We start from the raw sequence: 25,133 nt of genomic DNA on the forward strand, positions 1-25,133 counted from the left end.
CCCACCTACGCTGTTAGGCCGAAGCCCGTCCATGTGGAGAGTTGAATGATCCGTAACCCCGTGCTGCCCGGTTTCCACCCCGACCCGTCCATCCTGCGGGTCGGTGACGACTACTATCTGGCCACCTCGACCTTCGAGTGGTACCCGGGCGTCCGCGTCCACCACTCGCGTGACCTGGTCAACTGGCGCCCGCTGGGCGGCATTCTGGGCGAGCGGAGGCTGCTGGACCTGTCCGGGGTGCCCGACTCGGGGGGTGTCTGGGCGCCCGACCTCACGTACGCGAACGGGCTGTTCCACCTGGTCTACAGCGTGATGGACACCTACGCGCACGGGTACAAGGACGTCGCCAACTACCTGACCACCGCGCCCGCGATCGAAGGGCCCTGGTCGGATCCGGTCAGGCTGCCGGGGCCCGGGTTCGACGCCGCGTTGTTCCATGACGAGGACGGCACCACGTACCTGCTGTACATGGTCTTCGACTCCCGTCCGGGGCGCGGGTTCGCCGGGATCGAGCTGCAGCCGCTGGCCGGGGGCGGCAAGCCGCGGCTGATTCTGGAGAACCGGAGCATCACGGAGGGGCCGCACGTCTACCGGGTCGGCGGCTGGTACTACCTGATGGTGGCCGAGGGCGGCACCGGCTACGAGCACCGCGTGAGCGTGCTCAGGTCCCGCTCGCTGGAGGGCCCGTACGAGGACGACCCGGCCGGGCCGATGCTCACCGCCGCCCACGATCCCGGCCTGGAGCTGCAAAAGGCCGGGCACGGCTGCCTCGTGCGGACCCAGGACGGCGAGTGGTACCTCGCCCACCTGGCCGCCCGCCCGTACACGCCGCGCGGCCGGTGCGTGCTGGGGCGGGAGAGTGCCATCCAGCGGGTCGAGTGGGTGGACGGGTGGCCCCGGGTGGCCGGGGGAGTGCCCGCCGTCGAGGTCCCCGCGCCCGCCCTGCCACCGCACCCGTGGCCGGCGCCCGGCGACGACTGGAGCACCCTGCGCCGGCCGGCCTCGCCCGACTGGGTGACCTTCGACGACGACCGCGGGGTGACGATCACGGGCGGGCAGTCCCCGTACGGGCGGCGCGCCCCCAGCCTGGTCGCCCGCCGCGTCACCAGCACGAGGTTCACCCTGGAGACGAGCGTGACGTTCGAGCCGGGCACCGTGCACCAGTCAGCCGGGATCACCGCCTACTACAACTCCCGCAACTGGTACCACCTCGCGCTCACCACCGACGGCCTGGTCCTGACCGGCAGCGACCGGGGAGCGCGCACCGTGCACCACACCGTGCACCTCACCGCGCACCTCGCCGCCGGGTCCCCGGCCCGGCTCGGGCTCGCGTTCGACGGCCCCGTGCTGCGCTTCTCGTACGACGGCGAGACCCTGCCGGTGGAGCTGGACGCCACCATCCTGTCCGACGAGTACGCCGACGAGATCATCGACGGTCAGATCCGCTCCTTCGGCTTCACCGGCGCCTTCGCCGGCCTGTGGGTGCAGGACCTGGCCGGCGAGGGGTGCCGGGCCACCTTCCGGGACACGACCTACCGCTAGCCGCCCGGGGTCGGGGACGAGGTCGAGGCGGTGCAGGGCGGGGCGTACGGGCGGCCGGGGAGGTATCGGGCCCACTCGCCCCGGGTGATCGAGGTGCCGGCGGCCTCGCAGACGTTCGCGCTCGCCTGTTCCACGTTCAGCGCCCACAGCTGGACGGCGCTGCCGGACGTGCCGGCCAGCACGGTGCCGTCCGGGCCGAGCTCCACGTCGCCGGCCCCCGCGGTCCGGTCGGCGAACACGGCCCAGAGCGTGGGGGCGGCGAGGTTGACCACGTTCCAGACCCGGACGGTCCCGTCCTGGGCGGCCGTGGCGAGCGTGCGGTCGTCGGCGCTGAAGGCGACCCCGGTCACGTCGCCGGATTGCGCCGGCAGGTCCGACAGGCGCCTGGGCTTCGCGGGGGTGGTGACGTCCCACAGGCGGGCCGTGCCGTCCGACGACGCCGTGGCCAGCGTCTTGCCGTCCTTGCTGAACCGCAGGTCGAGCACGCCGCCGGAGTGGGCGGAGAAGGTCTCCAGCGACTGCGGGTCGGCGGGCTTCGAGATGTCCCAGAGCCGTACGGAGGAGGTGCCGGAACCGGTGGCCAGGACCTTGCCGTCCGGCCGGAACGCGGCCACGTTCATCCGCCGGTCGGCGACCCCGAGCGCCGTGAGCTGCTTGGGGCTGGCGGGTGTGGCCACGTTCCACAGCAGCGTCCTGCCGTCGAGTCCGGTCGTCGCGACCATCTTGCCGTCCCCGCTGTACGCGGCCGCGCGCACCCCGTCGGTGTGACCCGTCAGCGTGCCCAGGAGCTTCGGGCTCTCGGGCGCGGAGACGTCCCAGATCCTGGCCGTCTTGTCCAGGGAGGCCGTGACCAGGCGGGTGCCGTCGGGGCTGAACGCGGCCCCCATGACCTGGCCGGTGTGTCCCGTCAGGGTGGACTGCGGGGTGGACACCGCCGGGTCGGCGATGTCCCAGAGCCGGACGGTCCTGTCGTCGGAGGCGGTGGCGAGCACGCGGCCGCTCTTGGCGATCGCCAGCCCGTTGACCTGGCCGGTGTGCCGGGCGAGGCGGGCGCGGGGGGCGACGCGGGCGGCGTTGGAGACGTTCCACAGGCGGGCGACGCCGTCGGTCGCGGAGGTGGCCAGGTTCTGGCTGTTCGGGCTGAACGCCACCCCCGTCACCGCGTCGGGGAACCCGGCCAGCGTGGCGGTGAGCTCGGGCTGCGCCGGGTCCTCCACGCTCCACAGACCGACGGTGGCATCGGCGGAGGCGCTGGCCAGGACGTTGCCGTCGGCGCTGAACGCGACGTCGTCCACGGCGGCGGAGTGCCCGCTCGCGGTGCCGACGAGCTTGGCCGCGGTGATGTTCCACACCTCGACCTTCCCGGTGCCGGAGGACGTGGCGAGGTGGCGGCCGTCGGGGGCGAACGCGACGCTCCGGACAGCGCCCTCCGACGAGGTCAGCGTCGCCAGGCTCGTCGGCTTCGCGGGGGTGAGCACGTCGAGGAGCGTGATCGTGCCGCCGGTGGCGGTGACCGCGAGCAGGCGGCCGTCCGGGCTGAAGACAGCCCTGGTCAGGTCGGTCTCCTGGCGCAGGATGGAGAGCGCGCTCGGCTTGGCCGTGTCCTTGATGTCCCACAGGCGCGCCGTGCCGTCGTTGGACGAGGTGGCCAGGATGCCGCCCTTGGGACTGAACGACACCGAGCCGACCTGCTCCTTGTGGCCCTTGATCGTCGACAGGGCGCGCGGGGCGGCGGTGTTGGAGACGTCCCACAGCCGGGCCGTGCCGTCGGCGGACCCGGTCGCCAGGATCTTGCCGTCCTGGCTGAACGCCACCGCGACCACGCCGCCCGTGTGCCCCTTCACGACGCCCAGGCTCGTGGGGCGGAGGGGGTCGGCGACGTTCCAGAGCCTGGCGGTGGAGTCGCCCGACGCGGTGACGGCCACGCGGCCGTCGGGGCGGTAGGCCACCCGCTCGACCGGCGCGGTGTGGCCGATCATCCGGGCACCGACCGGGCGGGAGAGCGAGCCGAGGAGCGCGCCGCGGGCCTCCGGGGTGGCCGAGACGCGGTAGGCGGCCAGGGCGAGCTGGGATCCGAGCGAGGTGTCCTGGGCGGCGTTGGCGGCCGCCGCCACCTGGCGGGAGAGCGCCTGGTCGCGCAGCGTGGTCGCGTTGCCGGCCAGGGTGCTCGCCTGCCTGCTCTGGAGGAGGGCCACCACCCCGCCCGCCGCCGCCACGAGGAGGAGCAGGGTGAGGGTGGCGATGGCGCCGCGGGCGATCAGGGAGCGGCGCTGCTGCCGCCGGCGGGACGCGGCGAGGAACTCCTGCTCGACTGGCCCGATCCCGCCCGCGGACTGGACTCCCACCCCGGATGCGGGTGGATCGCCGGTCACGGCCGCCTCGGCGGTCGCGAGGCGGTCGTCGGCGTACAGGTACGCGGAGCCCTGCCCGTCCCGGTGCCACATCTCCGCGTCCTCGGCCAGCCGCCGCCGCACGAGCAGCCCGGCCCGGTTCGTCTCGGCCCAGCTCGCGAGCCGGGGCCAGGCGCGGATGAGCGCTTCGTGGGCGATCTCCGCCGCGTCCCCGTCCACCGTGACCAGCCGCGCGCGGACGAACTCCGCCAGCACCTGCCCCTCGACGGATGCCGTACCGGAGCTCAGCTCGGCGACCGGAACCCGTCCGCGCATGCCGCCGCCCTGCTCGTCCACGTGGACCAGCCGGACCAGCAGGCCGCGCGCGACCGGCTCGAACTCCGCGCCCAGCCGCCGCAACGTCTCCTCCCCGCTCATCGCCACCGCCCGCACGACGCCGCCGGCCGCGCGGTAGCCGGCCATGGTGAGCACCCCGCCGGAACGCTTCTGCCAGGTCGCCAGCAGCGCGTGCGAGAGCTTCGGGAGCAGGTCGTCGTCCAGCGCCTGGAGGTCCTCCAGGATGAGCTCGGCCAGCCCGGGTTCGAGGGACAGCCCGGAACGGATCGCGGGCTCGTCGATCACCCGGAGCAGCTCGGCCCCGGACATGGGAGCGACGATCTCGGGCCGCCGCATCGTCTCCAGCAGCCCGGGGTAGGCCGCGCAGCGGCCGAAGAAGTCGCCCCGGACGGCGACCACCACCGCCGCCGAACGGGACAGCTCGGTGAGCGCCTCGACGAAGCGCCGCCGGACCGCCTCCTCGGTGCAGTGGGTGAACAGCTCCTCGAACTGGTCCACCACCAGCAACGTCCGCGCCGGCAGCCCGCGCCGGGCCGCGCTCGGGTCCGACTCGATGACCGCGCGCAGCCGCTCGGGGTCGCCCCCGCCCAGCGCGGCCAGCTCGTGCGCCAGCCTGGCCGTCGGCTGCGCGCCCGGCGTCAGCACGAGGCACCGGCCGGGCTCGTCCCCCAGCGCGGGGATCAGGCCGGCACGCAGCAGCGAGGTCTTCCCGCAGCCCGACGGGCCGGTGACGATGAGCGGGCCGCCGGCCTCGAACGCCTGCTTCCCGATGACCACCGGCGGTCCGGCGGACCGGAACGCCTGGCGGACGCGCGTCAGCAGCGACCGGGTCGGCTCCTCGCGGCCGAAGAACAGGTCGGCGTGCTCGGTCCCGTAGGCGGCCAGCCCACGGTAGGGGCTGTTCAGGTCGCCGGGCGAGGTCATCGGCGGCCCCGACCTGGTGGTGGGCGCGTCGTGCGCGGGGTTGACCGCGAGCGGCGGCAACTCCTTGAGCTCGCCGGCCTGCCGCCGCGGGCGCGGGAAGCCGGCGACGGGCAGGGCGCGGGCCAGGTGGTGGTGGACGTGGTCGAGGGTGAACGTCGCCGGTCCTGCCGGGTCGCCCTCGTTCAGCAGCCGGAGCAGCCCCCCGCTGAGCGCCGTGTGCCGGACCCCGGGCAGCGCCCAGGAGTTCTCGTCCTTGCTCGACGACGCCAGCACGTACGCCCCGGGCCAGTCGAGCGTCTGCTCCATGGCCTTCGCCGGCACCGGCCGGGCGCCCCCGGTGAAGCAGCAGTCCAGGACCACGACGACGAGGTCGGCCCGCGACGAGGAGAGGATCTGGCGCACCACCGAGTACGGCAGCGCCTGGTAGCCGGGCGGCCCCTGCCCCAGGTCGACCGTGGCCCGCGTGGCCAGGTGCAGCTCGTTGTCGGGGCCGAACACCCCATGCCCGACATAGTGGAACATCAGGACGCTGGTCGCCTCGCGCGCCACCCGGTCCAGGGCCTCGCCCAGGTTGGCCGGGGTGGCCGGGTCGAGCACCGTGGTCAGGCCCGCCGGGGCCAGGCCCGCCCGCTCGACCAGGCACTGGCCGACGTCGGTGACGGTCGCCGGGACGGCGCGCGCCTCGGGCAGGCGCGAGGCGGGACGGTGCGTCCCCGTGCCCGCGACCAGCACCCGGGCACCCTCGGACGCGAGGAGCAGGGGAGGAGCGTTCCGCCGGAGAGGTCGCACGAGCCGGGTCTTCTCGAGCGTCGTAGATTCGTCCTCGGTCATACGGCGCTCCACGGCAGTGGGGAGTCGATCGGGGGATGGTCGCGGTGCACGGCGACCCCCCGACCGGCGCATGCAGCGACGGGAACGCGGGATACCCCCCGTTTCCCGGTTGTTAGGGTACGCACGTCTTGGCCGGGCGTCGAGTGCTCGGTCAACTTCGGAGCGCCACAATACGGATGACCGATCACCGTACCGAGGGGCAGAAGATGGCAGATGGCCGAGCTCCGCGCGACGGCCCGAAAGGTCACCAGTTGGCGGGCAGGCCCGGCGTCGTGGCCGGGAGGGGGTGGTCCGGCGGGTGGATGACGTACGCCACGCCGCCGCTGCTGGAGCTGCGCAGCCACACGTTCTCGAAGTCGGCGCGCGGATAGACGTGCCGTACGGCCGAGTTGCTGGGAGAGGCCGGGTCGTTGGCGATCACGTCGCCGGTCGAGGTGAAGCCGACGATCGCCATGAGGTGACCGTTGGTGCCGTACCCGGCGCCGGGCAGCTCGCCCTTCTTGAACGACTGCGAGGTGATGACCGGGACGCCCGCCTTGACGAGCAGCTCCAGCTCGGTCAGCGACCGCAGCCGCGTGACGAACCCGTCCAGGCCGTACCGTCCGGCGTAGGCGGTGTTGAACGGCCAGTTGCCCGCGCCCTGGTAGGCGTGGTCGTAGGTGTAGCGGGCGGCGTAGTCGACCTCGGGGTTCGGGTCGGAGGGATCGACCCAGGAGGTGTCCTGCGCGCTCGGCCACTTGTCCCAGTAGCCCAGCACCATGGTCGTCGAGGTGGGGCTGCACCACGCCTCGCCGCCGCCGTCCCATTCGGGGTAGTGGCCCTGGTGGACGTTCTGGGAGCGGCGCGGTACGGCCAGCTCCGTCCCCCACGCGCCGCCGCCGGGGCTGACCGGCACGGTCTTGCGCTCGGGCACGTTGGAGCTCATCACGCCGGACGTACGCACGCGGGGCGTCACCGACGAGCCCGGCGTCCGGTAGAGGGTCAGGCGGAGCTGGTAGCCGCTCATGGGCTTGCCCGCCGCGGCGACCAGCGTGTCCACGGCCACCGAGGCGTCCGCGTCACCCTGGTTCGGCACCGAGGTGCGCAGGATGTCGCCTTCGGCGTAGGACCAGCGGCCCAGGGAGTACCACTTGGTCAGGCCTTCCGCGTTCCGGCCGCGGGCCTCGACCTGCAGCCAGCTCCCCGGCGGCACGTCCGCGGTCCAGGAGGCGATCAGCTCGGTGGCCGGGAAGCCGATGTCCCGCTCAGGCCCGGTCCAGCGGGCGTACTCCCAGGTCTTGGTGCCCAGGGCGTCGGTGTGGGAGATCGTCCCGGCGGCGGAGCCGAACGACAGCCCGCTGCCGGACGTCGTGCCCTCCGGGGTGCCGGAGGAGAAGTCGGCCCGCTGGAAGACCACGTCGGGGGTGGCCGCGGCCGGTTTGGCGCCGGCAGGGGAGGAAACGGTCGTGACCAGGGCGAGAGCGGACAGGAACACGATCAGCGCGCGCATGGACCCACCTTCTCGGAAGGCGCTCGGTGCGGCCGACATTAGGCGCAGCGGGCAGGCAAAGCATCGGGAAATCTACGTATCAGCGCCTCAGCCGAGGGTCTGGGTGAGCTCGTTCCGGTCCGCGGTGCACACGAGCCGGCCGCGGGCGCCGTTCACGATCGGCAGGTACGGCGGCACGTGCCCGCACTCGACGTCGGCGACGATCGGCACGCCGAGTCCGCCCAGCGCGTCGAGGACGGCCTCGTGCTGGGTGAGCCCCGCCGTGCCGGGGGCGTCGAGCGTGAACTCGTTCACCTCCGGGGCCGTCCGGTAGTCGTCCCAGCCTTGCGCGCGGTGCCGGTTCGGCGGGACCTGGGTGAACGTCGTGCCCGGGGCCATCGTCACGATGTCGAGCCAGGTGAGCAGCCCTTCCGGGGCGCGGTAGGGGGTGTCCATCAGGTTGTTGCCGTGCACGGTGGCGACACCGGTGAGCAGGGTCAGGGGCGTGATGATCGTCGACATGTCCGAGAAGCCCACGACCCAGGTCGGCTCGGCCGCGCGCAGGGCGTCCCAGTCGAGCAGGGGCAGCAGGTCGATCGCGGTCTGCCCGCCCCACGGGGGCACGACGGCCTTGACGGTGGGGTCGGTGAGCAGGTCCATCAGCTCGCGCGCGCGTTCGGCCGCCGGGGCGCTGACGTGCCCCGCCCCGTCCATGCACGAGCCGACGACCACCTCGTACCCGCGGGCTTCGACCGTACGGATCGCCACGTCGAGGCGGGCTCGCAGGCCGTCGTCCACGCCGGCGGAGGGGGCGGTGACGCCGATCCGGTCACCGGGGCGAAGGGGAGCGGGGTATCTCATGCCGAAGGATCTTGGCATGCCTGCCGACCGGTTTCCTCGGCTCCGTGCTGCCACACCACACACGTCTTCCCAGGCATGAACACCAGATGGGAGGGTGACGATTCTCAGGACATGAAACAGCCCCCGGGAAGTGGGACATGCGGAAATACGTGATCATGGGCGTGCAGGGGAGCGGCAAGGGCACGCAGAGCGCCCTGCTCGCCGCCGACCTCGACCTGGTGCACATCAGCGTCGGCGACATCTTCCGCTGGCACGTCAAGAACCACACCAAGCTCGGCGCCCAGGTCCGCCGCCTGGTGGCCGCGGGGGAGCTGGTGGGCGACGACCTGGTGGAGGACGTGGTCAGGGACCGCCTGCAACTGCACGACTGGAACTACGGTTTCGTCATCGACGGCTTCCCGCGCAACCGCCGCCAGGCGGAGTTCTTCCTGGAGAGTTACGACATCGACGGGGTGATCCACCTGGACCTGCCCGACGCGGAGGTACGCCGGCGCGTCCTGGCCCGGCGGCTCTGCTCGCGCTGCGGCATGGACTACAACCTCATCGCCCACCGGCCGGAGCAGGAGGGCCGGTGCGACGTGTGCGGCGGGGAGCTGGTGAGCCGCGCGGACGACACCCCGGACGCGCTGGCCCGGCGGCTGACCGACTACCACAGCAAGATCGACCCGGTGCTGGAGCTGTTCAGGCGCAAGGAGTACGTCATGACCATCGACGCCCGCGCCGACAAGGCCACCGTCCAGCGCACCATCCGCACCCGCTTCAACCTCCCGCCGTACCTTCCCGCCCAGGAGGAGACCGTCGCGCTCAGCGAGCAGCCAGGCGGCGGCTGATCACCGGGCGCGGGCTCACGTGCCGAAGGCCACGACTGACAGCGTGTGCTCGTGGGGGACCGCGTTGCCGTACGCCGTGTGCCGCGGATGTACACCGTAGGCATGGTGGGCGCTAGTGTCGGCAGTCCACTGGTGATGATCGACTTGGGAGGGTCCCTGTGCGGCGCGTCATGATCCTGCTGGCCCCGATCGTGGCCTTGACCGCCGGTCTGGTCGTCGCCCGGCGTCGTTTCGTCATCGTCCGGATCAGCGGGGCGAGCATGCTGCCGACCTACCGCACGGGCGACCGGGTGCTCGTCCGCAGGACCGCGGGGGCGGGTGTCAGGCGCGGCCAGGTCGTGGTGCTGCAGACGGTGCTGCCCGGGGGGCGGTGGCGTACCGGGCCGCTGCCGCAGCCGGGGGCGGCCAGGTGGTTCATCAAGCGCGCGGTGGCCGTGCCGGGTGACCCGGTTCCTGCCCAGGTCATGGCTCGTGTAGGGGCGTCGCCGGGTGACACGGTGCCGGCGGGCCGGCTGGTCGTCCTCGGTGACGGGCCGGTCAGCGAGGACTCGAGGGCGTGGGGTTACGTGCCCGTCGACCGCGTGCTCGGCGTCGTCGTCCGCGGGCTCGCCCCTTCTGGCGAATCCTGAAAGTCCGGGACGCCCGGCGAGCTCCGGGAGCCCGTCGGCTCGTAGCCCTGAGCCTGCAGGGTGAACAGCTTCGCGTACTGCTCTCCCAGCGCCATCAGCTCCGTGTGGGAGCCACGCTCGGCGATCCGCCCCTCGGCGAGGACGACGATCACGTCCGCTTCTCGCACCGCGCCCAGCCGGTGCGAGATCAGCAGGCTGGTCCGCCCCGCCCGGTGGCGGCGCAGGCTCTGATGGATGGCGTGCTCGGCCTGCGCGTCCAGGCCGGAGCTCGGCTCGTCGAGCACGAGCAGGTCCCGGCCCTCCCGCATCAGGGCGCGGGCCAGCGCGAGGCGCTGCCACTGCCCGCCGGACAGCACCACTCCGGCCTGGGGGTCGTCCCGGTCGCCGAAGAAGATCCGGCTCAGCAGCGTGTCGTAGCCCCGCGGCAGCCCGTCGATCGTCTCGTGGACACCGGCCAGCCTCGCGGCGGCCTCGACCCGGTCCCGGTCGTCGACCGCCGCGACGTCGCCGAGCCCGATGTTCTCGGCCGCGCTCAGGTCGTAGGACATGTAGTCCTGGAACACCGCGCCGATGCGGCCGCGCAACTCGGCGGGATCCATCTCCCGCAGGTCGACGCCGTCCCAGTGGATGGACCCGCGTACCGGGTCGTACAGCCGGCAGATGAGCTTGACCAGGGTGCTCTTGCCCACACCGTTCAGCCCGACCAGGGCTAGGGAGCCGCCGCGGGGGATGAACAGGTCGACCCCGCGCAGCACCCACGGGTGCGCGTCGTCGTACCGGAACCACACGTCGCGCACCTCGATGCCCTCGCGCAGCGAGGGGACGGGGCGCGGATGCCGTGGGACGGGCAGGTCGGGCGCGTCGGCCACGACGTCGAGGTAGTGCCCGAACATCAGCAACGCGTTGTGCGCATCGGCCGACTGCGCGACGACCGACGTCAGCGCGGACTGCACCCCGGCGACGGCCGCGACGAACACGGCGACGTCGCCGACGCTCAGCGCGCCCGACGCGGCGCCGGTGATCGCCCAGAGCAGGCCGAGCGCGGCGACGGCCGCCCCGATCAGCGACAGCGACCCCTGGGTACGCAGCGTCCTGCGAGCGAGCCCCTGCTCGGCCGCGTTGACCGCGCGCAGCTCGCCCAGCATCCTGGCGCGCAGGAAGTCGCCGAGGCCGAACAGCCGGATCTCCTTGGCCGCGTCGGGGCTGGTGAGCAGGTTGGCGAAGAAGATCTGCCGCCGGGTCCCCGCACTGACGCCCCACATCATCCCGGCGCGCCGCCGGGACAGGTCGAGCTGGGCGCGGACCGAGGGGATGGCGGAGAGCGCCACGACGAGGATCATCCCCGGAGCCAGGGCGGCCAGCGCCGCGGTGAATCCGGCGAGGGTCACGGCTCCCTGGGCGATCCCCAGGCAGGAGCGGACGATCCGCTGCGGCGCGTTCTGGCCGGCCTCCTGTGCCAGCCGTACCTGGTCGTGGAAGACCGGGTTCTCGAATCGGCTCAGCCCCGGGTGGGCGTTGACGGCCTGGAAGAGGCGATCCTGGATCAGCACCTGGAGCGCGCGGCGCAACTGCTCCTGGGCGTACTCCGCGACCGGGGGCAGGGCCGCGCCCGCCAGGCCGGTCACGGCGAGAGCCACGCCCTGCGGGAGCAGCTCGGCGGGGCCCGCCCCGGCCGCCAGGCCGTCGAGAACGAGCTTGATCAGCCACGCGGTGACCACCGGGACCAGGCCCATGAGCAGCACCGTGGTCCCGGATGCCAGTACGGCGGCCGGGTGCGCCCGCCAGGCCAGCGCCGCGGCCGCGCGAAACCGCCGCCGCCGGGCGGTGCCGCCGGGCCCGGCAGGAGAGGTCATCGGCGCGTGGCCGCCGGCAGCCGGCCCGGAGCGGTGTCGGCGGCCACGACCACCGCGTCACCGTCCACCAGGTAGAAGCTGGGGAACTGGGAGACCTGCAACGCCCGGCTCACCGGGCCGCCCATCGGCTCGAGCACAACGGTGGCCGAGGTCAGCTCGCGGGTGAACCGCCGGGCCTCGTCGGGGTCGCCGGTGACCACGGCCAGCACGCGTTCGGGACGGGTGTCGGCCAGGTAGGACGTGAACTCCGGCAGCCGCTCGTGGCAGGACGCGCACTCGGTGGAGAACACCGCCACCACGGAGGGCCCCGAGAAGAACGCGCGCGACACGGTCTCGCCGCCGACAGCGGTCGCGCTGAAATCGCCGAGTGCCGTTCCCGGCTGCACCAGCGGGGCACGCGTCGGCCCCAGCTCCGCCAGCCGCAGTGTGTGCTCGCGCAGGCGGCGGATCACCGCCAGGGTCAGCACCAGATCCACCAGGCACAGCAGTCCGACGACGATGACGGCGGCGACGAGATATGGCATACGAGCTCCTCAGGGGCGGCGCGGCTGGGCGGCGAACAGGTCGGCGAGGTCGTCGAAGAAGATCACGATGACGGCGAGCACGGCCCCGACCAGCACGCTCAGGGAGACGCCCGCGGGATGCGGAGAGGTGCTGCCCGGCACGAGCCCGGCGGCGACGAGCGCGAGCAGCCCGGCCGCGACGAGCGCGAGCAGCCCGGCGTTGCGGACGAGGTGGCGCCGGCCGAGCGGCGTTCCGGTGACGCCGAAGCACCTGCACGGCGTCGTGGAGCCCGAGCGCATCGCCCTGACGATGCCGGCGCAGAAACCCGCCAGGACGGTGCCGGCCAGCACCAGGCCGACCCGCACTGTCCCGGGGATCGCCAGCAGTACGACGACGCATCCTTCCGCGAGGACGACTGCGCCGCTCAACGCCGTGGAGGCCCGCGGCCCCAGAGGGACCAGGCCGCGCACGGACACGCGGAAGCTCGCGAACGCGGACTTGCCGCGCACCTTTCCGAGCACCGCCACCAGGAAGACGACTCCTATCGCCACCCGGCAGGCCGGCACGACGTACTGCATGGCTGTCACTGGGGATCGGAAGGACGCGTCAGCAGTAGTCGAAGCTGCCGCAGCTGACCGTGCCGTTGTGGTCGTGGTAGCAGCAGGTTCGGCAGAACTTGCCCTGGCAGCACCATTCGGTCCAGCACGCGGCCGAGGCGTCGGCCGAGGGCAGGAGCTTGTCGAGGAAGCGGTCTCCCAGCTTGTTGAGTGCGCGGATCATGGCGACCTCCTTGCGGGGGGATCTTTACGCGCCCACAGTCACTCAGCAACAGCACCTAGTTAACGGAGAGATTGGCCGACATCGGGGGGCACCTTCGGCAGATCATGATCTTGACATGCGGGTGTTCTCCTCAATGCCCACGTCGCGATCTTGCCGGCGGGCGCGCGAGTGGCCGCGTGCGGACCGTGGAGATTCCCGCGGCGTTCGACCTCTCGGGCGGTCACCGTGCCGCGGACGAGCCCCGGGCACAAGACGGCGAACCCCGCCGCCGAGCACCGGCAGGCGGGGTTTTCGCAGGTCAGAGGTTACTTGGCCAGATGGCGGCTGATCACCAGCCGCTGGATCTGGTTGGTGCCCTCGAAGATCTGCATGATCTTGGCCTCGCGCATGTACCGCTCCACCCGGAACTCCCGCGTGTACCCGTACCCGCCCAGCACCTGCACCGCGTCCGTGGTCACCTTCATCGCCGCGTCCGTGGCCACCAGCTTGGCCACGCTCGCCTGCCGGCTGTACGGCAGCCCCGCGTCCCGGCGCCGGGCCGCGTCCAGGTACGTCGCCCGGGCGCTGTCCACCGCCGCCGCCATGTCCGCCAGCAGGAAGCCGAGGCCCTGGTGGTCGATGATCTTCTTGCCGAACGTCCGCCGCTCCTTGGCGTAGGCCACGGCCTCGTCCAGGGCGGCCTGGGCCAGGCCGGTGGCGCAGGCGGCGATGCCGAGGCGGCCCGAGTCGAGGGCGCTGAAGGCGATCTGCAGGCCCTGACCCTCCTCGCCGATGAGCCGGTCGGCCTCCAGGACCGCACCGTCCCAGTGCGCGCTGGTCGTCGGCACCGCGTGCAGGCCCATCTTCTCCTCCGGCCGGCCGAACGTGAGCCCGTCGGCCGAGCCCGGCGCGAGGAAGCAGGAGATGCCGCGCGAGCCCTCGCCCGTGCGCGCGAACAGGGCGTAGAAGTCGGCGATGCCGCCGTGGGTGATCCACGCCTTGTTGCCGGTGATCCGGTAGCCGGTCTCGACCCGCTCGGCCCGGCACGTCAGCGCGCCCGCGTCGGACCCGGCCTGCGGCTCCGACAGGCTGTAGCCGCCGATCAGGTGGCCGGCCAGCATGTCGGGCAGCCACCGGTCCCGCTGCTCCCGGGTGCCGAAGGCGGCCACCGGGTAACAGGCGAGCGTGTGCACGCTGGTCGCCACCGCGACGGCCGCCCAGCGCATCGCCAGCTCCTCGATCACCTGAAGGTACACCTCGTACGGCTGCCCGCCGCCCCCGAGTTCCTCCGGGTACGGCAGCCCGAGCAGCCCCGCCGCGCCCAGCGTGGCGAACAACCCCTCCGGGTACGTCTCGGCGCGCTCATGCTCGTCCACCCGGCGCGCCAGCTCCTTGTCGGCGATCTCCCGGGTGAGCTCGATGAGGTCCCTGGCGTCCTGGTCGGGGAGCAGGCGGTCGACGGTCACAATCACTCCTGGTAGTGGGTCACGGGGCAAGGGTTTCCAGGGCCTCGCTCGCGCGGGCCCGGAACTCGGCGACGCGGGCGAGCTTGATGTCCTCGTACCCCCGGATCAGGTCCGGCAGGCCCGCGATCTCCGTCACGGCCGCCGCGGTGGCGGGGGTGAGGCGGGTCAGGGCGGTGCGCACCAGCTCGCGGTACTCGGTGACCAGCTCGCGCTCGACCCGGCGCACCTCGGCGCGGCCGAACACGTCGAACGCCGTCCCGCGCAGCACCCGCGCCGCGCGCAGCCCGCGGAAGAGCACGCCGGCCGAGCGGCGTACCTTGATCTTGCGCTTCATGCCCATCGCGCGCAGCACCGGCGGGTGCAGCAGCACCGACACGACCGCGTCCGCGCCGAACTCGCGCTCGCGCCGCTCCCGCTCGGCGGGGTCGAGGTGGAGGCGGGCGACCTCGTACTCGTCCTTGTAGGCCATCAGCTTGTGCAGGCCGCGGGCGTAGGCGAGGGCGATCGCGGCGCCCGCCTCCTCGCCCGCCCGGTCCACGGCCAGGGCCGTCACCTGGCGCACGTCCTCGGCGTACGTACGGGCGTAGGCGGCGTTCTGGTAGCCGGTCAGGTCGGCCACCCGCGTGGCCACCACGTCGTCCAGGCCCTCGGGCTCCGGCTCGGCGCCGGGCAGGACGGCCGCGCGCACCGCCTCGGGGTGGGACACGACGGCGCGGCCCCAGCGGAAGGCGGCCAGGTTCTGCTCGACGGAGGCCCGGTTGAGCTCGATGGCCCGCTCGATCGAGGCGGCGCTGACGGGCAGGCAGCCCTGCTGGTACGCGGCCCCGAGCAGCAGCAGGTTGGCCGGCATGTGGTCGCCGAACAGCGCCTCCGACAGCGCGTGGGCGTCCACGCAGACCTGCTCCCTGGTGGCCGACTCCACCCGGGCCACCGCGGCGGCGTGCCCCGGCACCGGCACGCGGCCGGTCACCATGGCGGCGGTGGGCACCACGGAGGTGTTCAGCACGGCGACGGTGCGCTCGGGCGCGGCCACGGCCAGGGTGGCGTCGGCCGCCGCGCCCAGCACGTCGAACCCGATGAGCACGTCGGCCCCGCCCCGCGAGGCGCGTACGGACCCGGCCGGCGGCCGCTTCGAGATCCGCACGTCGCTGACCACGGGGCCGCCCTTCTGCGCCAGCCCGGTCTGCTCCAGCCCGGCCGCGTGCAGCCCGTCGAGGTGGGCGGCCATCTGCAGGATCTGCGAGACGGTGACCACGCCGGTGCCGCCGATGCCGGGCATCCTGATCAGCACCTCGTCCCTGGCCTCCGGGATCGGCTCCGGCGAGCGCACGGGCAGGTCGGGCGCCTTCCGGGGCTTCCTGGTGGTGCCCGGCTCGACCAGCAGGAACGAGGGGCAGTCGCCCTTGAGGCAGCTCAGGTCGGTGTTGCAGGAGGCCTGGTGGATGCGGGTCTTGCGGCCGTACTCGGTCTCGACCGGCTGCACGGACAGGCACGTGGAGACGTCGCCGCAGTCGCCGCAGCCCTCGCAGACGCGCTCGTTGATCACGACCTTCTGGGTGGGCGTGGGCAGCTTGCCGCGCTTGCGCAGCCGCCGCTCCTCGGCCGCGCACCGGTCGTCGTGGATCAGCACGGTCACGCCGCCCAGCGCGGCCAGCTCCTTCTCGACCTCGGGCAGGTCGTCGCGGTGCCGTACGGACGCGATCGGCGCCAGCCCGACCCCCCGGTACGTCTCCGGCTCCGGCGTCGTCACCACGATCCCGCGCACGCCCTCGACGGCCAGCTCGTGCGTGAGCGCCGGCACGTCGAGCCGCCCCTCCGCGCGCTGGCCGCCGGTCATGGCGACGGCGTCGTTGTAGAGCAGCTTGTACGTCATCGACACCCCGGCCGCCACGGCGGCCCTGATCGCCAGGGAGCCGGAGTGGTGGAAGGTGCCGTCCCCGAGGTTCTGCACGAAGTGCCGGTCCTCGGTGAACGGCGACAGCCCGATCCACTGGGCCCCCTCGCCGCCCATCTGCGTGATGCCGACCTGGGTGCCGCGCCCGTGCCCGTCCAGCGCGATCATCGCGTGGCAGCCGATGCCCACGCCGACCAGCGTGTCGTCCGACGTCCGGGTGGAGGTGTTGTGCGGGCAGCCGGAGCAGAAGTAGGGGGTGCGCGCCGCCACCACCGGCAGCAGGCCGCGCCCGCGCTCCCGGCGGGGCGGGGCGATGCCCAGGCACTTCGCGATCGCCCCGGCCACGTCCTCGGCGCCCAGCGTGCCCCGGGCGGTCAGCAGCTCCCTGCCCACGACGGCCGGGGCCCGCTCGCCTCCGTACAGCGCCTGCTTGAGATGCCCCTCCAGGAACGGCACCTTGTCCTCGACCACCAGCACCCGGTCGAGGTCGGACGTCATGGCGGCCAGCTCGTCGTACGCGAGCGGGAACGGCATCGCGAGCCTGATCAGCCGCAGCCCGTGCTCGTCCATGGCCGCCTCGTCCAGCCCGAGGTCCGCCAGGGCCCGCTCGACGATCGCGTAGGTGGCGCCGGAGGCGATGACGCCCAGGGTGGTGTTGCCGGCTCCGGACATGACCCGGTTCAGGCCGTGGGCCCGGGCGTACGCGCGGGCCAGGTCGAGGCGGCGGGTGAGCATGTCGTGCTCGGCGTCGAGGGCGGCGGGGCCGAGCAGGATGGGGGCCGGGCCCCTGGAGGCCGTCGCGGGCGCGGGGATGTGCTCGCGCAGCGGGGCGAGGTCCACCGTGGCGGACGCGTCGGCGATGTCCGCGACGATCTTCAGGCCCACCCAGAGGCCGGTGGCGCGCGACATGGCCACCGCGTGCAGCCCGAACTCGACGATCTCCGCGACCGAGCCGGGCGCGAGCAGCGGCATGGACAGGCTCTGGCACATCGGCTCGCACGAGCTGGGCAGGGTGGAGGACTTGCAGCCGGGGTCGTCGCCGATCCAGGCCACCGCGCCGCCGAGCGGGGCCGTGCCCGCCACGTTCGCGTGCCGGATGGCGTCGGCGGCCCGGTCGAGGCCGGGGTTCTTGCCGTACCAGAAGCCCGTCACGCCGTCGTGGCGCCGGCCCGGCACCTGCTCCAGCAGCTGCGTCCCGGCCACCGCCGTGGCCGCCAGCTCCTCGTTGAGCCCGGGCTTGAACACCACGCCCGCCGGCTCCAGGAACCGCGCCGCGCGCCCCATCTCCAGGTCCACGCCGCCCAGCGGCGAGCCCTGATAGCCGGTGACGAACGCCCGGGTGTCCAGATCGCGCTCCTCGTCCAGCCGGCGCTGTTCCAGCGTCAGGCGGACCAGGGCCTGGATGCCCGAGATGAGCACCCTGCCGTCGAGCGCCGTGTACTTGTCGTCGAGTGACACGGGGGCGGGAGTCTCGCTCACGCTCGAACCTCCTGGCTTGTGGTACGTGCCCGCTTGATGTGTCCGGTGGTTCCCAGCACAGCAACGAGGGCATGATGTGCGCAAGTATTAGATGAGAAAGCGGGCCTAAGACGCAAACAATATGAGTTCATGGGCTTCGTGGCTGAGGTTATTTGCGCCTGAAGGAGGCGTTCCCGGTGCCTGACGTGGACGAGATCGATCACCATGTGCTGCGGCTGCTGCGCGAGGACGGGCGCAGGACGTTCTCGGAGATGGCCGAGCTCGTCGGGCTGTCGGTGGCGGCGGTCAAGCGGCGGGTCGACCGGCTCAAGGAGATCGGCGTGATCACCGGCTTCTCGGTGCAGATCGACTACGCCAAGCTGGGGTGGGGCATCGAGGCGTTCACCGAGCTGCGCTATCCGGGCACGACGCCGGTCAGCGAGATCATCCGCACCGCCACGGACGTGCCCGAGGTGCAGGCGGTGTTCACGATCGCCGGCGATCCGGACGCGCTGATCCAGGTACGCGTGCGCGACCTGGGGCACCTCCAGCAGGTCATCGACCGGCTGCGCCGGGCAGGGGACGTCACGGGCACGAAGACGCTGCTGGTGCTCGGGTCGTGGACCCGGGACCTGCCGGGGTGAGCTCAGGGGGTGCGGCCGGTGTCGTCGCGGCGGGAGAAGTAGCGTACGAGCAGGCCGATCGCGAGCAGGACGGCCACGCCGAGACCGAGCATCCAGACCGACACGCCGGTCAGGGGCAGGGACTGGCCGGTGTGGTGCGCCGGGGGCGGCACGTCCTGGTCCACGGCCGAGGCGGGGGCGGCCCGGGGCTCGTCCCTCGCCGGCTTCTCCGCCGGGCCCTCGCGCCTGACGTGCCCGTCCTTCCGCTCCTCCGCCCTGGGGGTCGCCAGCGCGGCGGGGGTGGGAGCGGGGGCGGGCTCGACCTCCGTGCCGGCGCAGGAGCGGTTGCCGGCGGTGTCCTGCTCCTGGCTGCCGGTGTGGACGGTGGCGCAGCTCTCGAACGTGCCCGCGGCGTCCGGGGTGACGGTGAACGTGAACGTCCGGCTCTCGTCCGGGGCCAGCACGCCGATGGGGCAGATCAGAGCCGGCCCGTCCCCGGTGCATCCGGCCGGCCGGTCGGCGATGCCGCTCGCGGTGTGGTCGCGCACGAGGACGTCCCTCGCCTGCGAGGGGCCGTGGTTGGTCACCGTCACGGTGTAGGCGATGGTGTCGCCGGCCATCGCGGCGGACGGGCCGCTCTTGAGGATCTCGACGTCGGCCATGGCCCGGGTCTGCGTGACGAACCGGGTCTCGTCGCCGCCCGTGACCTGGACGCGGCTGATGAGGGGCGTGCCCTCCGGCAGCGCGGGGTCGGTGGTGACCGGGACCTCGTAGGTGACGCTCTGCCCGGCCGGGACCGTCAGGCCGGGCCCGCCGCAGGTGACGGTGCGGTCGGTGCGGAAGCAGCCGGCGGGGAGATGACCGGGGGTGAGGTTCCGGTCGAGCAGGTCGGTGACGGTGACGTCGCCGGCGTCCTGGCCGCCGGTGTTCGTGACGGTCAGCGTGTGGACGGCCTCGGCGCCGATGACCACCGGGTCAGGGGTGACGGACTGGACGATGCGCAGGTCGGCGCCCCCGGGGGACGGGGGTATGGCCGGGTCCCCGGCGCGCGGGCCCGCATCGGGGCCCGGACCGGCGCCGGGGCGGGGGTCCAGGCGGGGGTCCGGTCGGGGGTCCGGTCGGGGATGGGCGGCCGGACCGGACGGGTCGCCGGGGCCGGTCACGGCGCGGGGACGGGGCGCGTCGCCGGCCGAGGCGGGTGCGGGTCTCGGGGCGCCGCCGGCGGAGGCCGGTGCGGGGTCGGCCGCGCCGGCGGCCGCGTCGACGGCCGGGACCGAAGCGGCCCAGCCCCCGCCCAGCGTGGCGAACGCGAGGATCGTCGCGATCCCGGGCCTGCCCATGTCGTACCCCCGCCTGAAAGTGCCGTCGTGCCTGCTCGACCCGGGGGTGATCCTCCTACCGCCCGGCGGGACCGCGGTGGCGATCAGACCGCAACCAGGCACTCCCATGACCGACTCTTTACCCGGGCGGTCACGTCCAGCGGTGCTCCTCGGTCTCGAGGTCGGCCGGGTAGAAGCTCTCCACCCGTAACTCCTGCGCCGTGATGTCCTGGGGCGTGCCCACCGTGGTGATCATCGAGAAGTAGCTCACGGTCACCCCGCCCTTCGCGAAGGTGACCGGGACGATCGGCAGGACCGTGGCCGCCAGGTCGGGCTCGCGCCAGGCGGCCGGCAGGTCGGGGCGGGAGAGCACCTCCGCCAGCAGCGCCCGGGTGGCCGGGTCCGGCACGCCGCCCACGGCCTCCCGGTGCACCCGCTGGATGAGGGCGGGGGCGACCTGCTCCCAGTTGACGACGTGGGGACGCAGCTCGAGCGGGTCGAACATGAGCCGGACGACGTTGGCGGTGGCGTTCGCCGGCGGGTCGCCGCGCAGGTGGGCGAACATGACCTCCGCGGAGCGGTTGGCCTGGGTGATGTTCCAGTGGCGGTCCATCACCACGGCCGGGTACGGCTCGTGGTGCGCCAGCACCCGCTCCAGGGCCGCCCGGACCCGGGCCATGGCGGGCCCGGCGAGGTCGCTCTCGCGGTAGGCGGGGGCGTACCCGGCGGCGAGCAGCAGGTCGTTGCGCTCCCGCAGCGGCACCTGCAGCGCGCCCGCCAGCGTGATCACCATCTCGCGGCTCGGCGCCGACCGGCCGCTCTCGATGAAGCTGAGGTGTCGTGGCGAGACCTGCGCGTGGTGGGCCAGGGCGAGCTGGCTCATCCGCCGGGCCTGCCGCCAGTAGCGCAGCAGGTAACCCAGCGGGTGCTCCGTCGGCCGGAGCGCTGATGTCCTCACCCTCGACAGTCAACGGCCTGCGGCGTCCGCGCGCACTTCCCTCCGAGGGAATTGGAACGGGGCGCCGGCGACCCGACAGTGGTGGCTACCGGCCGGGGACCGACCCGCGGCCGGAGACACCGGAGGTCTGACATGACCGTCTTCACCGTTCACTCCGTCGACTCGGCGCCGCAGCCGTCCCGGCAGCCGCTGGACGAGCTGCGGCAGCGGGTGGGGTTCGTGCCCAACCTGGCCGGGGCGATGGCCGTGGCCCCGGTCGCCATCGACGGGTTCAACCAGTTGCAGCGCGCGCTGCGGCAGACCACGCTCACCGGGGCCGAGCGGGAGGTGGTGGGCCTCGCGGTCAGCGTCGCCAACCGGTGCCCGTACTCAGTGGCGGCGCACTCCGCCTTCGCCGGGCGGGAGGGCGCCGCGCCGGAGGTGATCGAGGCCCTGCGGGCCGGCAAGGACGACCTGCCGGAGGAGCGGGCGGCTGCGCTGGCCACGTTCACCAGGGCCCTGCTGCGGACCGGCGGGCACGTGGGCCAGGACGTGATCGACGCGCTGCTCGGCGCCGGTTGCACCCGGGCCCAGGTCCTGGAGGTCATCACGCAGGCGGCGTACACGATCATGGCCAACTGGGTCGCCAACGTGACCGGCACGCCGCTCGACGCGGCACTGGCGGGCAAGGCCTGGAACGGCGCCGCCTGACCCGGCGCTCCCCGGGAGAGGACAGGCCGATGGCGGCCGCCCGCCTGCGGCCGCCATCGGATGGTAGAGGTCAGGAGCTGGGGCAGGTGTGGCGGTACTCCTCGATCGACAGGCCGCTGGGCGGCGGGCAGAGGAAGCGCTCGTAGCGGGTGTCGTCGTCGACGAACCGCTTCAGCCAGGCCACCATCGACTTGGCCATCGTGGTGTTGGTGGTCTGCGGGAAGAAGTGGCTGGCGTTGTTCAGCTCCAGGTACGCCTTCTCCGACGAGGACGGGATGCTGTTGTAGAACGGCTCCGAATGGGTGGTCACCGAGGCGACGCTGTCGCTCTCACCGCCGATGATCATGGTCGGGACCTGGATGCCCGACCAGTTCTTGGTCAGGTTCCAGGGGGCGAGCGGCACCGCCGCCTGCAGCGACGGCCGGTCGTCGGCGGCCTCCAGCGAGCCGCCGCCGCCCATCGAGTGGCCGGCCACCGCGAGCCTGGAGCCGTCGATGCGGCTGCGTACCGTGGTCGAACTGTCCTCGACCAGGTAGTCGAGCGCCGCCAGGAGCTGGCGGCCCCGGCTGGCGGGCTGGTCGTAGACCGAGTTGGTCTCGATGCCGATCACCACGAATCCGTGCGAGGCGATCCTCGGGCCGAGCCAGGACAGGCTGGACCACCTGGCGGTGTACCCGGGAGAGATGGCGATCGCGCCGAACGTTCCCTGGCTGGTGTCGGTCGGGTAGTAGATCGTGCCGCCGCCGAAGCCGCTCACGCTGAGCGAGGAGACGCTGGTCTGCGCGGTCGCGAACGGGCCGCGGCCGGCCTCCAGGATGGCGTCGGTGGGGTCGGGGCCGCGGTCGTACGGGCCGGCCGCCGCCTGGGCGGGGGTGGCGGCCGCCAGGGCGCCGCCGATCAGTGAGACGGTGAGGGCGAGCTTGGTCAACGTTCGCGCGCCGGATCGGGGGGTGGAGAGCTGCACGTCGTCATACTCCCTGCTCATCGGGGGCTCACTGGGGAGCTCACCGGGGGGTGACTGCTGTCTGTCGCCATTGTTCGGATGCGCAGTCAGCCGTGCATCGGTGAAATCACCGGTCCTTCGATCAGGACATGAGGCGTACCAGTTCGACGCGGGAGCGGATGCCGAGGCGGCTGAAGATGTTCCTGAGGTGGTGCTCGACGGTACGGCGGCTGAGGAAGAGCTGCTCGGCCACCTCCTTGTTGGTCGCGCCCTCGGCCACCATGCGGGCGATCTGCAGTTGCTGGGCCGTGAGCTGCCCCGTGGTCGCGTCCATGGCGGGGCGGACGGGGTCGCCGGAGGCGCGCAGCTCCGTCCTGGCCTGCTCGGTCCACAGGCGGGCGCCGTACCGCTCGAAGGTCTCCAGCGCCGAGTGCAGGTGGGTCCTGGCCGCGCCGGGGCGGCGGTCGCGGCGCAGGGCGCTGCCGTACAGGAGCTGCGTACGCGCCGCCTCGAACTCGTACGCGCCCTGCCCGTGCAGCTCCATCGCCTCCCGGAACAGCTCCTCGGCCTCCCCGGGCCCGGCCAGCAGTGCGCGGCAGCGGGACACCAGCGCGCGCAGGTCGGGGCTGCGCGTGCTGCCCACCCAGCGTTCGAGCACCCGCAGCGCCGAGCGGGCCCGCTCCTGGTCGCCGGTGCGCGCGCACGCCTCGATGAGATGCGGCGTGGCCATGACGCGGATGACGACGTGGTTGTGGTTGCGCCGCTCGGCGCGCAGCCGGTTGGCGGCGTCGGCCGGGCGGCCCGCGGCCAGGTCGAGGTAGGCCAGCGCCCAGTTGCCGATGGCGCCCGCGATGCCCAGGTCGTGCGCGTCGGCCAGGCCGATGGCGGCGTCCGCGCGCACCCGGCAGGTCTCCTGGTCGCCCTCGACGGCCGCCGTGATCGCCAGCCAGGCCAGGTGCTGGGCCGCGGTGTTGAGCTGGCCGGTCTCCTGGGACAGGCGCAGGCCCTGGGCGGCGGTCGCGGCGACGGAGGCGTAGCGGCCCATCCAGATCTGCGGGTAGATCATGTACTCCAGGAGCTGCGGCATGGCCGAGGCCGCGCCGCGCACGCGGGCCGCCTCGACGGCGCGAGCGGACAGCCGGTGGGCGGTGGCGTCCTCGCCGAGGAGCATGCTGGCCACGCAGGCCCAGACGAGCACGGCGGGGTCGCGTACCGACCCGGCCAGCTCGACGACCCGGCGCAGCGGGGCGGCCGCCTCCTGGTGCGAGCCGCTGAAGGTGGAGGCCATCCCGGCCAGATACTCGAACATGAGCTGCGTCGGCACCGTCTCGTCGGGGCGGCGCAGCGCGGCGGCCTGCCGGGCGATCGCGATGAACGCCCGGTTGTCGCCCGCGCGGTAACTGGCGTCGGCGGCCCGGACGAGCGCCCGCACGCCGAGCATGCGGTGGCTCTCCAGTAGCCAGGCGGCGGCCGAGAGCAGCTCCTCGCGGGCGCTGCCGGTCTCGCCGCCGAGCAGTTCGAGGCTGCCGTGCAGGAGCTGGACGTGGGCGCGCAGCTCGTCGGGGGCGGCCAGGCTGCGCAGCCTGGCCAGGAGCGAGCGGGCCGCCTGGGGGCGGCCGGCCACCCACGCGTGCCGGGCGGCGGCGGCCAGGCGCTCGGCCTTGGCGGGGTGGTCGTGCTCGGTGAGCTCGGCGGCGCGTTCGAGGGCCAGGTACGGCTCGGGGTGGCCACGGGGCGGGCAGGCGTCGAGCGCCGCCGCGGCCAGCTCGTCGGCCAGCCGCTCGGCCGGGCCGTCCAGGGCCCAGGCGCGGTGCCAGGCGCGCCGCAGCCGCTGCGCCCCGCCGTCCCCGGGGTCCTTCAGCAGGGCGGACAGCAGGCGGTGGGCGCTGCGCCGCCGCAGCAGGGAGGCCCCGTAGTACGCCACCCCGCGCACCGCCGGGTCGCGGAAGTCGTAGCGGTCGCCCGCTGAGTGCAGGATGCCCGCGCGCTCGGCCGGTTCCAGCGCCGTCAGCGGGCACGCCGGCCGGGCCGCCCGGATCAGCGTCGGCACGTCGAGGCCGGGGTCGGCGGCGATCAGCAGGAGCAGCCGCCGCGCCTCCTCCGGCAGCTCGGCCAGGCGGGCGGCGTGCGCCCGCCACAGCCGCCCGTCCCTGGGCAGCGCCGCGGGCGGGGCGGCCAGGCCGGCGAGCTGGTCGGGGGTGAGCGAGCCGATCAGCTCGGCCAGGGCGAGGGGGTTGCCGCAGGCGATCTGGTCGAGCGCCGCCAGCAGGTCCTCGGCCACCTTCCCCGGCGCCAGGTCACCGGCCAGCTCGCGTACGGCCGCCGCGTCCAGCCCGCCCAGCTCCCGCGCCGGGATGCCGTCGGGCACGCCCGTACGCGCCGTGAACAGCAGGGCCACCGGCTCGGCCGACACCCGCCTGGCCGCGAACGACAACACCTCCCGGCTGGCCGGGTCCAGCAGGTCCACGTCGTCCACGCAGGCCAGCACCGGCTGCCGGGCGGCCACCGCCGACAGCAGCCCGAGCACGGCGGCGGGCAACGCCAGCCCGCCGGCGGCCGTACCGGACTCCAGGGCCGAGATCAGGGCGAGGGACTGGGCGTCGGGCAGGGCGGTGGCGGACGCGGCGACGGGGCGCAGCAGGCCGTGCAGCCCGGCGTACGGCAGCCGCGACTCGGCCGCCACCCCGGAGACCTGTAACAGCCGGAAGCCGTCGGCGGCATGCGCGGCGGCCAGGTCGAGCAGCGCCGTCTTCCCCATGCCCGGCGCGCCCACCAGCAGCAGCGCCCCGCCGGATCCCGCACGGGCGCCGTCGAGCAGCCGCCGAAGGGCGCGCTCCTCCTCGCCACGGCCGCGCAGCGGGGGTGCGCACTTGACAGGGGACATGCCGTCCAGT

18 protein-coding genes are annotated in these 25,133 nt (G+C 73.6%); 5 read left to right on the top strand and 13 right to left on the bottom strand.

The features are described from left to right. Positions 1-45 precede the first annotated feature (45 nt). Positions 46-1,542 carry a glycoside hydrolase family 43 protein gene (locus AB0J69_RS44640; RefSeq protein WP_364131289.1) on the top strand — a complete coding sequence of 499 codons (1,497 nt, stop codon included), beginning with the start codon at positions 46-48 and terminating at the stop codon, positions 1,540-1,542. On the opposite strand, the gene AB0J69_RS44645 is transcribed toward AB0J69_RS44640, so the two are convergent. From AB0J69_RS44645 to AB0J69_RS44655, 3 genes are all read right to left on the bottom strand, one after another. Then, entirely contained in the window at positions 1,539-5,984 is a 4,446-nt protein-coding gene (locus AB0J69_RS44645) for a hypothetical protein (protein ID WP_364131291.1), read from the bottom strand. The genes AB0J69_RS44640 and AB0J69_RS44645 overlap by 4 nt on opposite strands. 244 nt (positions 5,985-6,228) lie before the next feature. Continuing rightward, complete coding sequence (locus AB0J69_RS44650; protein WP_364131293.1) at positions 6,229-7,473, bottom strand: C39 family peptidase; 1,245 nt, start codon at positions 7,471-7,473, stop codon at positions 6,229-6,231. A gap of 87 nt (positions 7,474-7,560) precedes the next feature. Further along, complete coding sequence (locus AB0J69_RS44655; RefSeq protein WP_364131295.1) at positions 7,561-8,313, bottom strand: LD-carboxypeptidase; 753 nt, start codon at positions 8,311-8,313, stop codon at positions 7,561-7,563. Between the two features lie 137 nt (positions 8,314-8,450). Between AB0J69_RS44655 and AB0J69_RS44660 the strand changes: the two genes are divergently transcribed. Both AB0J69_RS44660 and AB0J69_RS44665 read left to right on the top strand, forming a co-directional pair. Next, positions 8,451-9,143: a nucleoside monophosphate kinase gene (locus tag AB0J69_RS44660; protein WP_364131298.1), complete on the top strand. Its 693-nt coding sequence runs from the start codon at positions 8,451-8,453 to the stop codon at positions 9,141-9,143. 158 nt (positions 9,144-9,301) lie between these two features. Continuing rightward, positions 9,302-9,772, top strand: a complete 471-nt coding sequence (locus tag AB0J69_RS44665; protein ID WP_364131301.1) for a S26 family signal peptidase — start codon at positions 9,302-9,304, stop codon at positions 9,770-9,772. Here AB0J69_RS44665 and AB0J69_RS44670 read toward each other — a convergent pair. The 6 genes from AB0J69_RS44670 to AB0J69_RS44695 form a co-directional block, all read right to left on the bottom strand. Then, a complete protein-coding gene (locus AB0J69_RS44670) occupies positions 9,706-11,625 on the bottom strand; it encodes an ABC transporter ATP-binding protein (protein ID WP_364131304.1) in 1,920 nt (639 codons plus the stop codon). The two genes, AB0J69_RS44665 and AB0J69_RS44670, sit on opposite strands and share 67 nt — an antisense overlap. After that, entirely contained in the window at positions 11,622-12,149 is a 528-nt protein-coding gene (locus AB0J69_RS44675) for a TlpA disulfide reductase family protein (protein ID WP_364131307.1), read from the bottom strand. Before AB0J69_RS44675 ends, AB0J69_RS44670 begins: the two co-directional genes overlap by 4 nt. 9 nt (positions 12,150-12,158) lie before the next feature. Next, a complete protein-coding gene (locus AB0J69_RS44680; protein WP_364131309.1) occupies positions 12,159-12,707 on the bottom strand; it encodes a MauE/DoxX family redox-associated membrane protein in 549 nt (182 codons plus the stop codon). Between the two features lie 28 nt (positions 12,708-12,735). Beyond that, on the bottom strand, positions 12,736-12,909 hold the full coding sequence (locus AB0J69_RS44685; RefSeq protein WP_364131312.1) for a hypothetical protein: 174 nt from the start codon (positions 12,907-12,909) through the stop codon (positions 12,736-12,738). Positions 12,910-13,214: 305 nt separating this feature from the next. Further along, on the bottom strand, positions 13,215-14,354 hold the full coding sequence (locus AB0J69_RS44690; protein ID WP_364131313.1) for an acyl-CoA dehydrogenase family protein: 1,140 nt from the start codon (positions 14,352-14,354) through the stop codon (positions 13,215-13,217). 19 nt (positions 14,355-14,373) lie between these two features. Beyond that, a complete protein-coding gene (locus AB0J69_RS44695; protein WP_364131315.1) occupies positions 14,374-17,727 on the bottom strand; it encodes an indolepyruvate ferredoxin oxidoreductase family protein in 3,354 nt (1,117 codons plus the stop codon). Positions 17,728-17,903: 176 nt separating this feature from the next. Between AB0J69_RS44695 and AB0J69_RS44700 the strand changes: the two genes are divergently transcribed. Then, the gene (locus AB0J69_RS44700) at positions 17,904-18,350 is read left to right on the top strand and encodes an Lrp/AsnC family transcriptional regulator (RefSeq protein ID WP_364131317.1); all 447 of its coding nucleotides are present in this window, start codon (positions 17,904-17,906) and stop codon (positions 18,348-18,350) included. Between the two features lie 2 nt (positions 18,351-18,352). Here the strand turns inward: AB0J69_RS44700 and AB0J69_RS44705 are convergent, their stop codons facing one another. Both AB0J69_RS44705 and AB0J69_RS44710 read right to left on the bottom strand, forming a co-directional pair. Then, positions 18,353-19,777, bottom strand: coding sequence for a DUF11 domain-containing protein (locus tag AB0J69_RS44705; protein ID WP_364131319.1), 1,425 nt, complete (start codon positions 19,775-19,777; stop codon positions 18,353-18,355). A gap of 22 nt (positions 19,778-19,799) precedes the next feature. After that, complete coding sequence (locus tag AB0J69_RS44710) at positions 19,800-20,606, bottom strand: helix-turn-helix transcriptional regulator (RefSeq protein WP_364131321.1); 807 nt, start codon at positions 20,604-20,606, stop codon at positions 19,800-19,802. Between the two features lie 132 nt (positions 20,607-20,738). Here AB0J69_RS44710 and AB0J69_RS44715 point away from each other — a divergent pair, with 132 nt between their 5' ends. Next, on the top strand, positions 20,739-21,296 hold the full coding sequence (locus tag AB0J69_RS44715; protein WP_364131323.1) for a carboxymuconolactone decarboxylase family protein: 558 nt from the start codon (positions 20,739-20,741) through the stop codon (positions 21,294-21,296). Between the two features lie 70 nt (positions 21,297-21,366). Here the strand turns inward: AB0J69_RS44715 and AB0J69_RS44720 are convergent, their stop codons facing one another. Next, positions 21,367-22,281 (bottom strand): alpha/beta hydrolase, encoded by a 915-nt coding sequence (locus AB0J69_RS44720; RefSeq protein ID WP_364131326.1) that lies wholly within the window; start codon positions 22,279-22,281, stop codon positions 21,367-21,369. Positions 22,282-22,381: 100 nt separating this feature from the next. Further along, a complete protein-coding gene (locus tag AB0J69_RS44725) occupies positions 22,382-25,123 on the bottom strand; it encodes an AAA family ATPase (RefSeq protein WP_364131329.1) in 2,742 nt (913 codons plus the stop codon). Positions 25,124-25,133 lie beyond the last annotated feature (10 nt).

The organism is Nonomuraea sp. NPDC049709, from assembly GCF_040674815.1.
In the GTDB taxonomy this organism is placed as follows: Bacteria; Actinomycetota; Actinomycetes; order Streptosporangiales; family Streptosporangiaceae; genus Nonomuraea.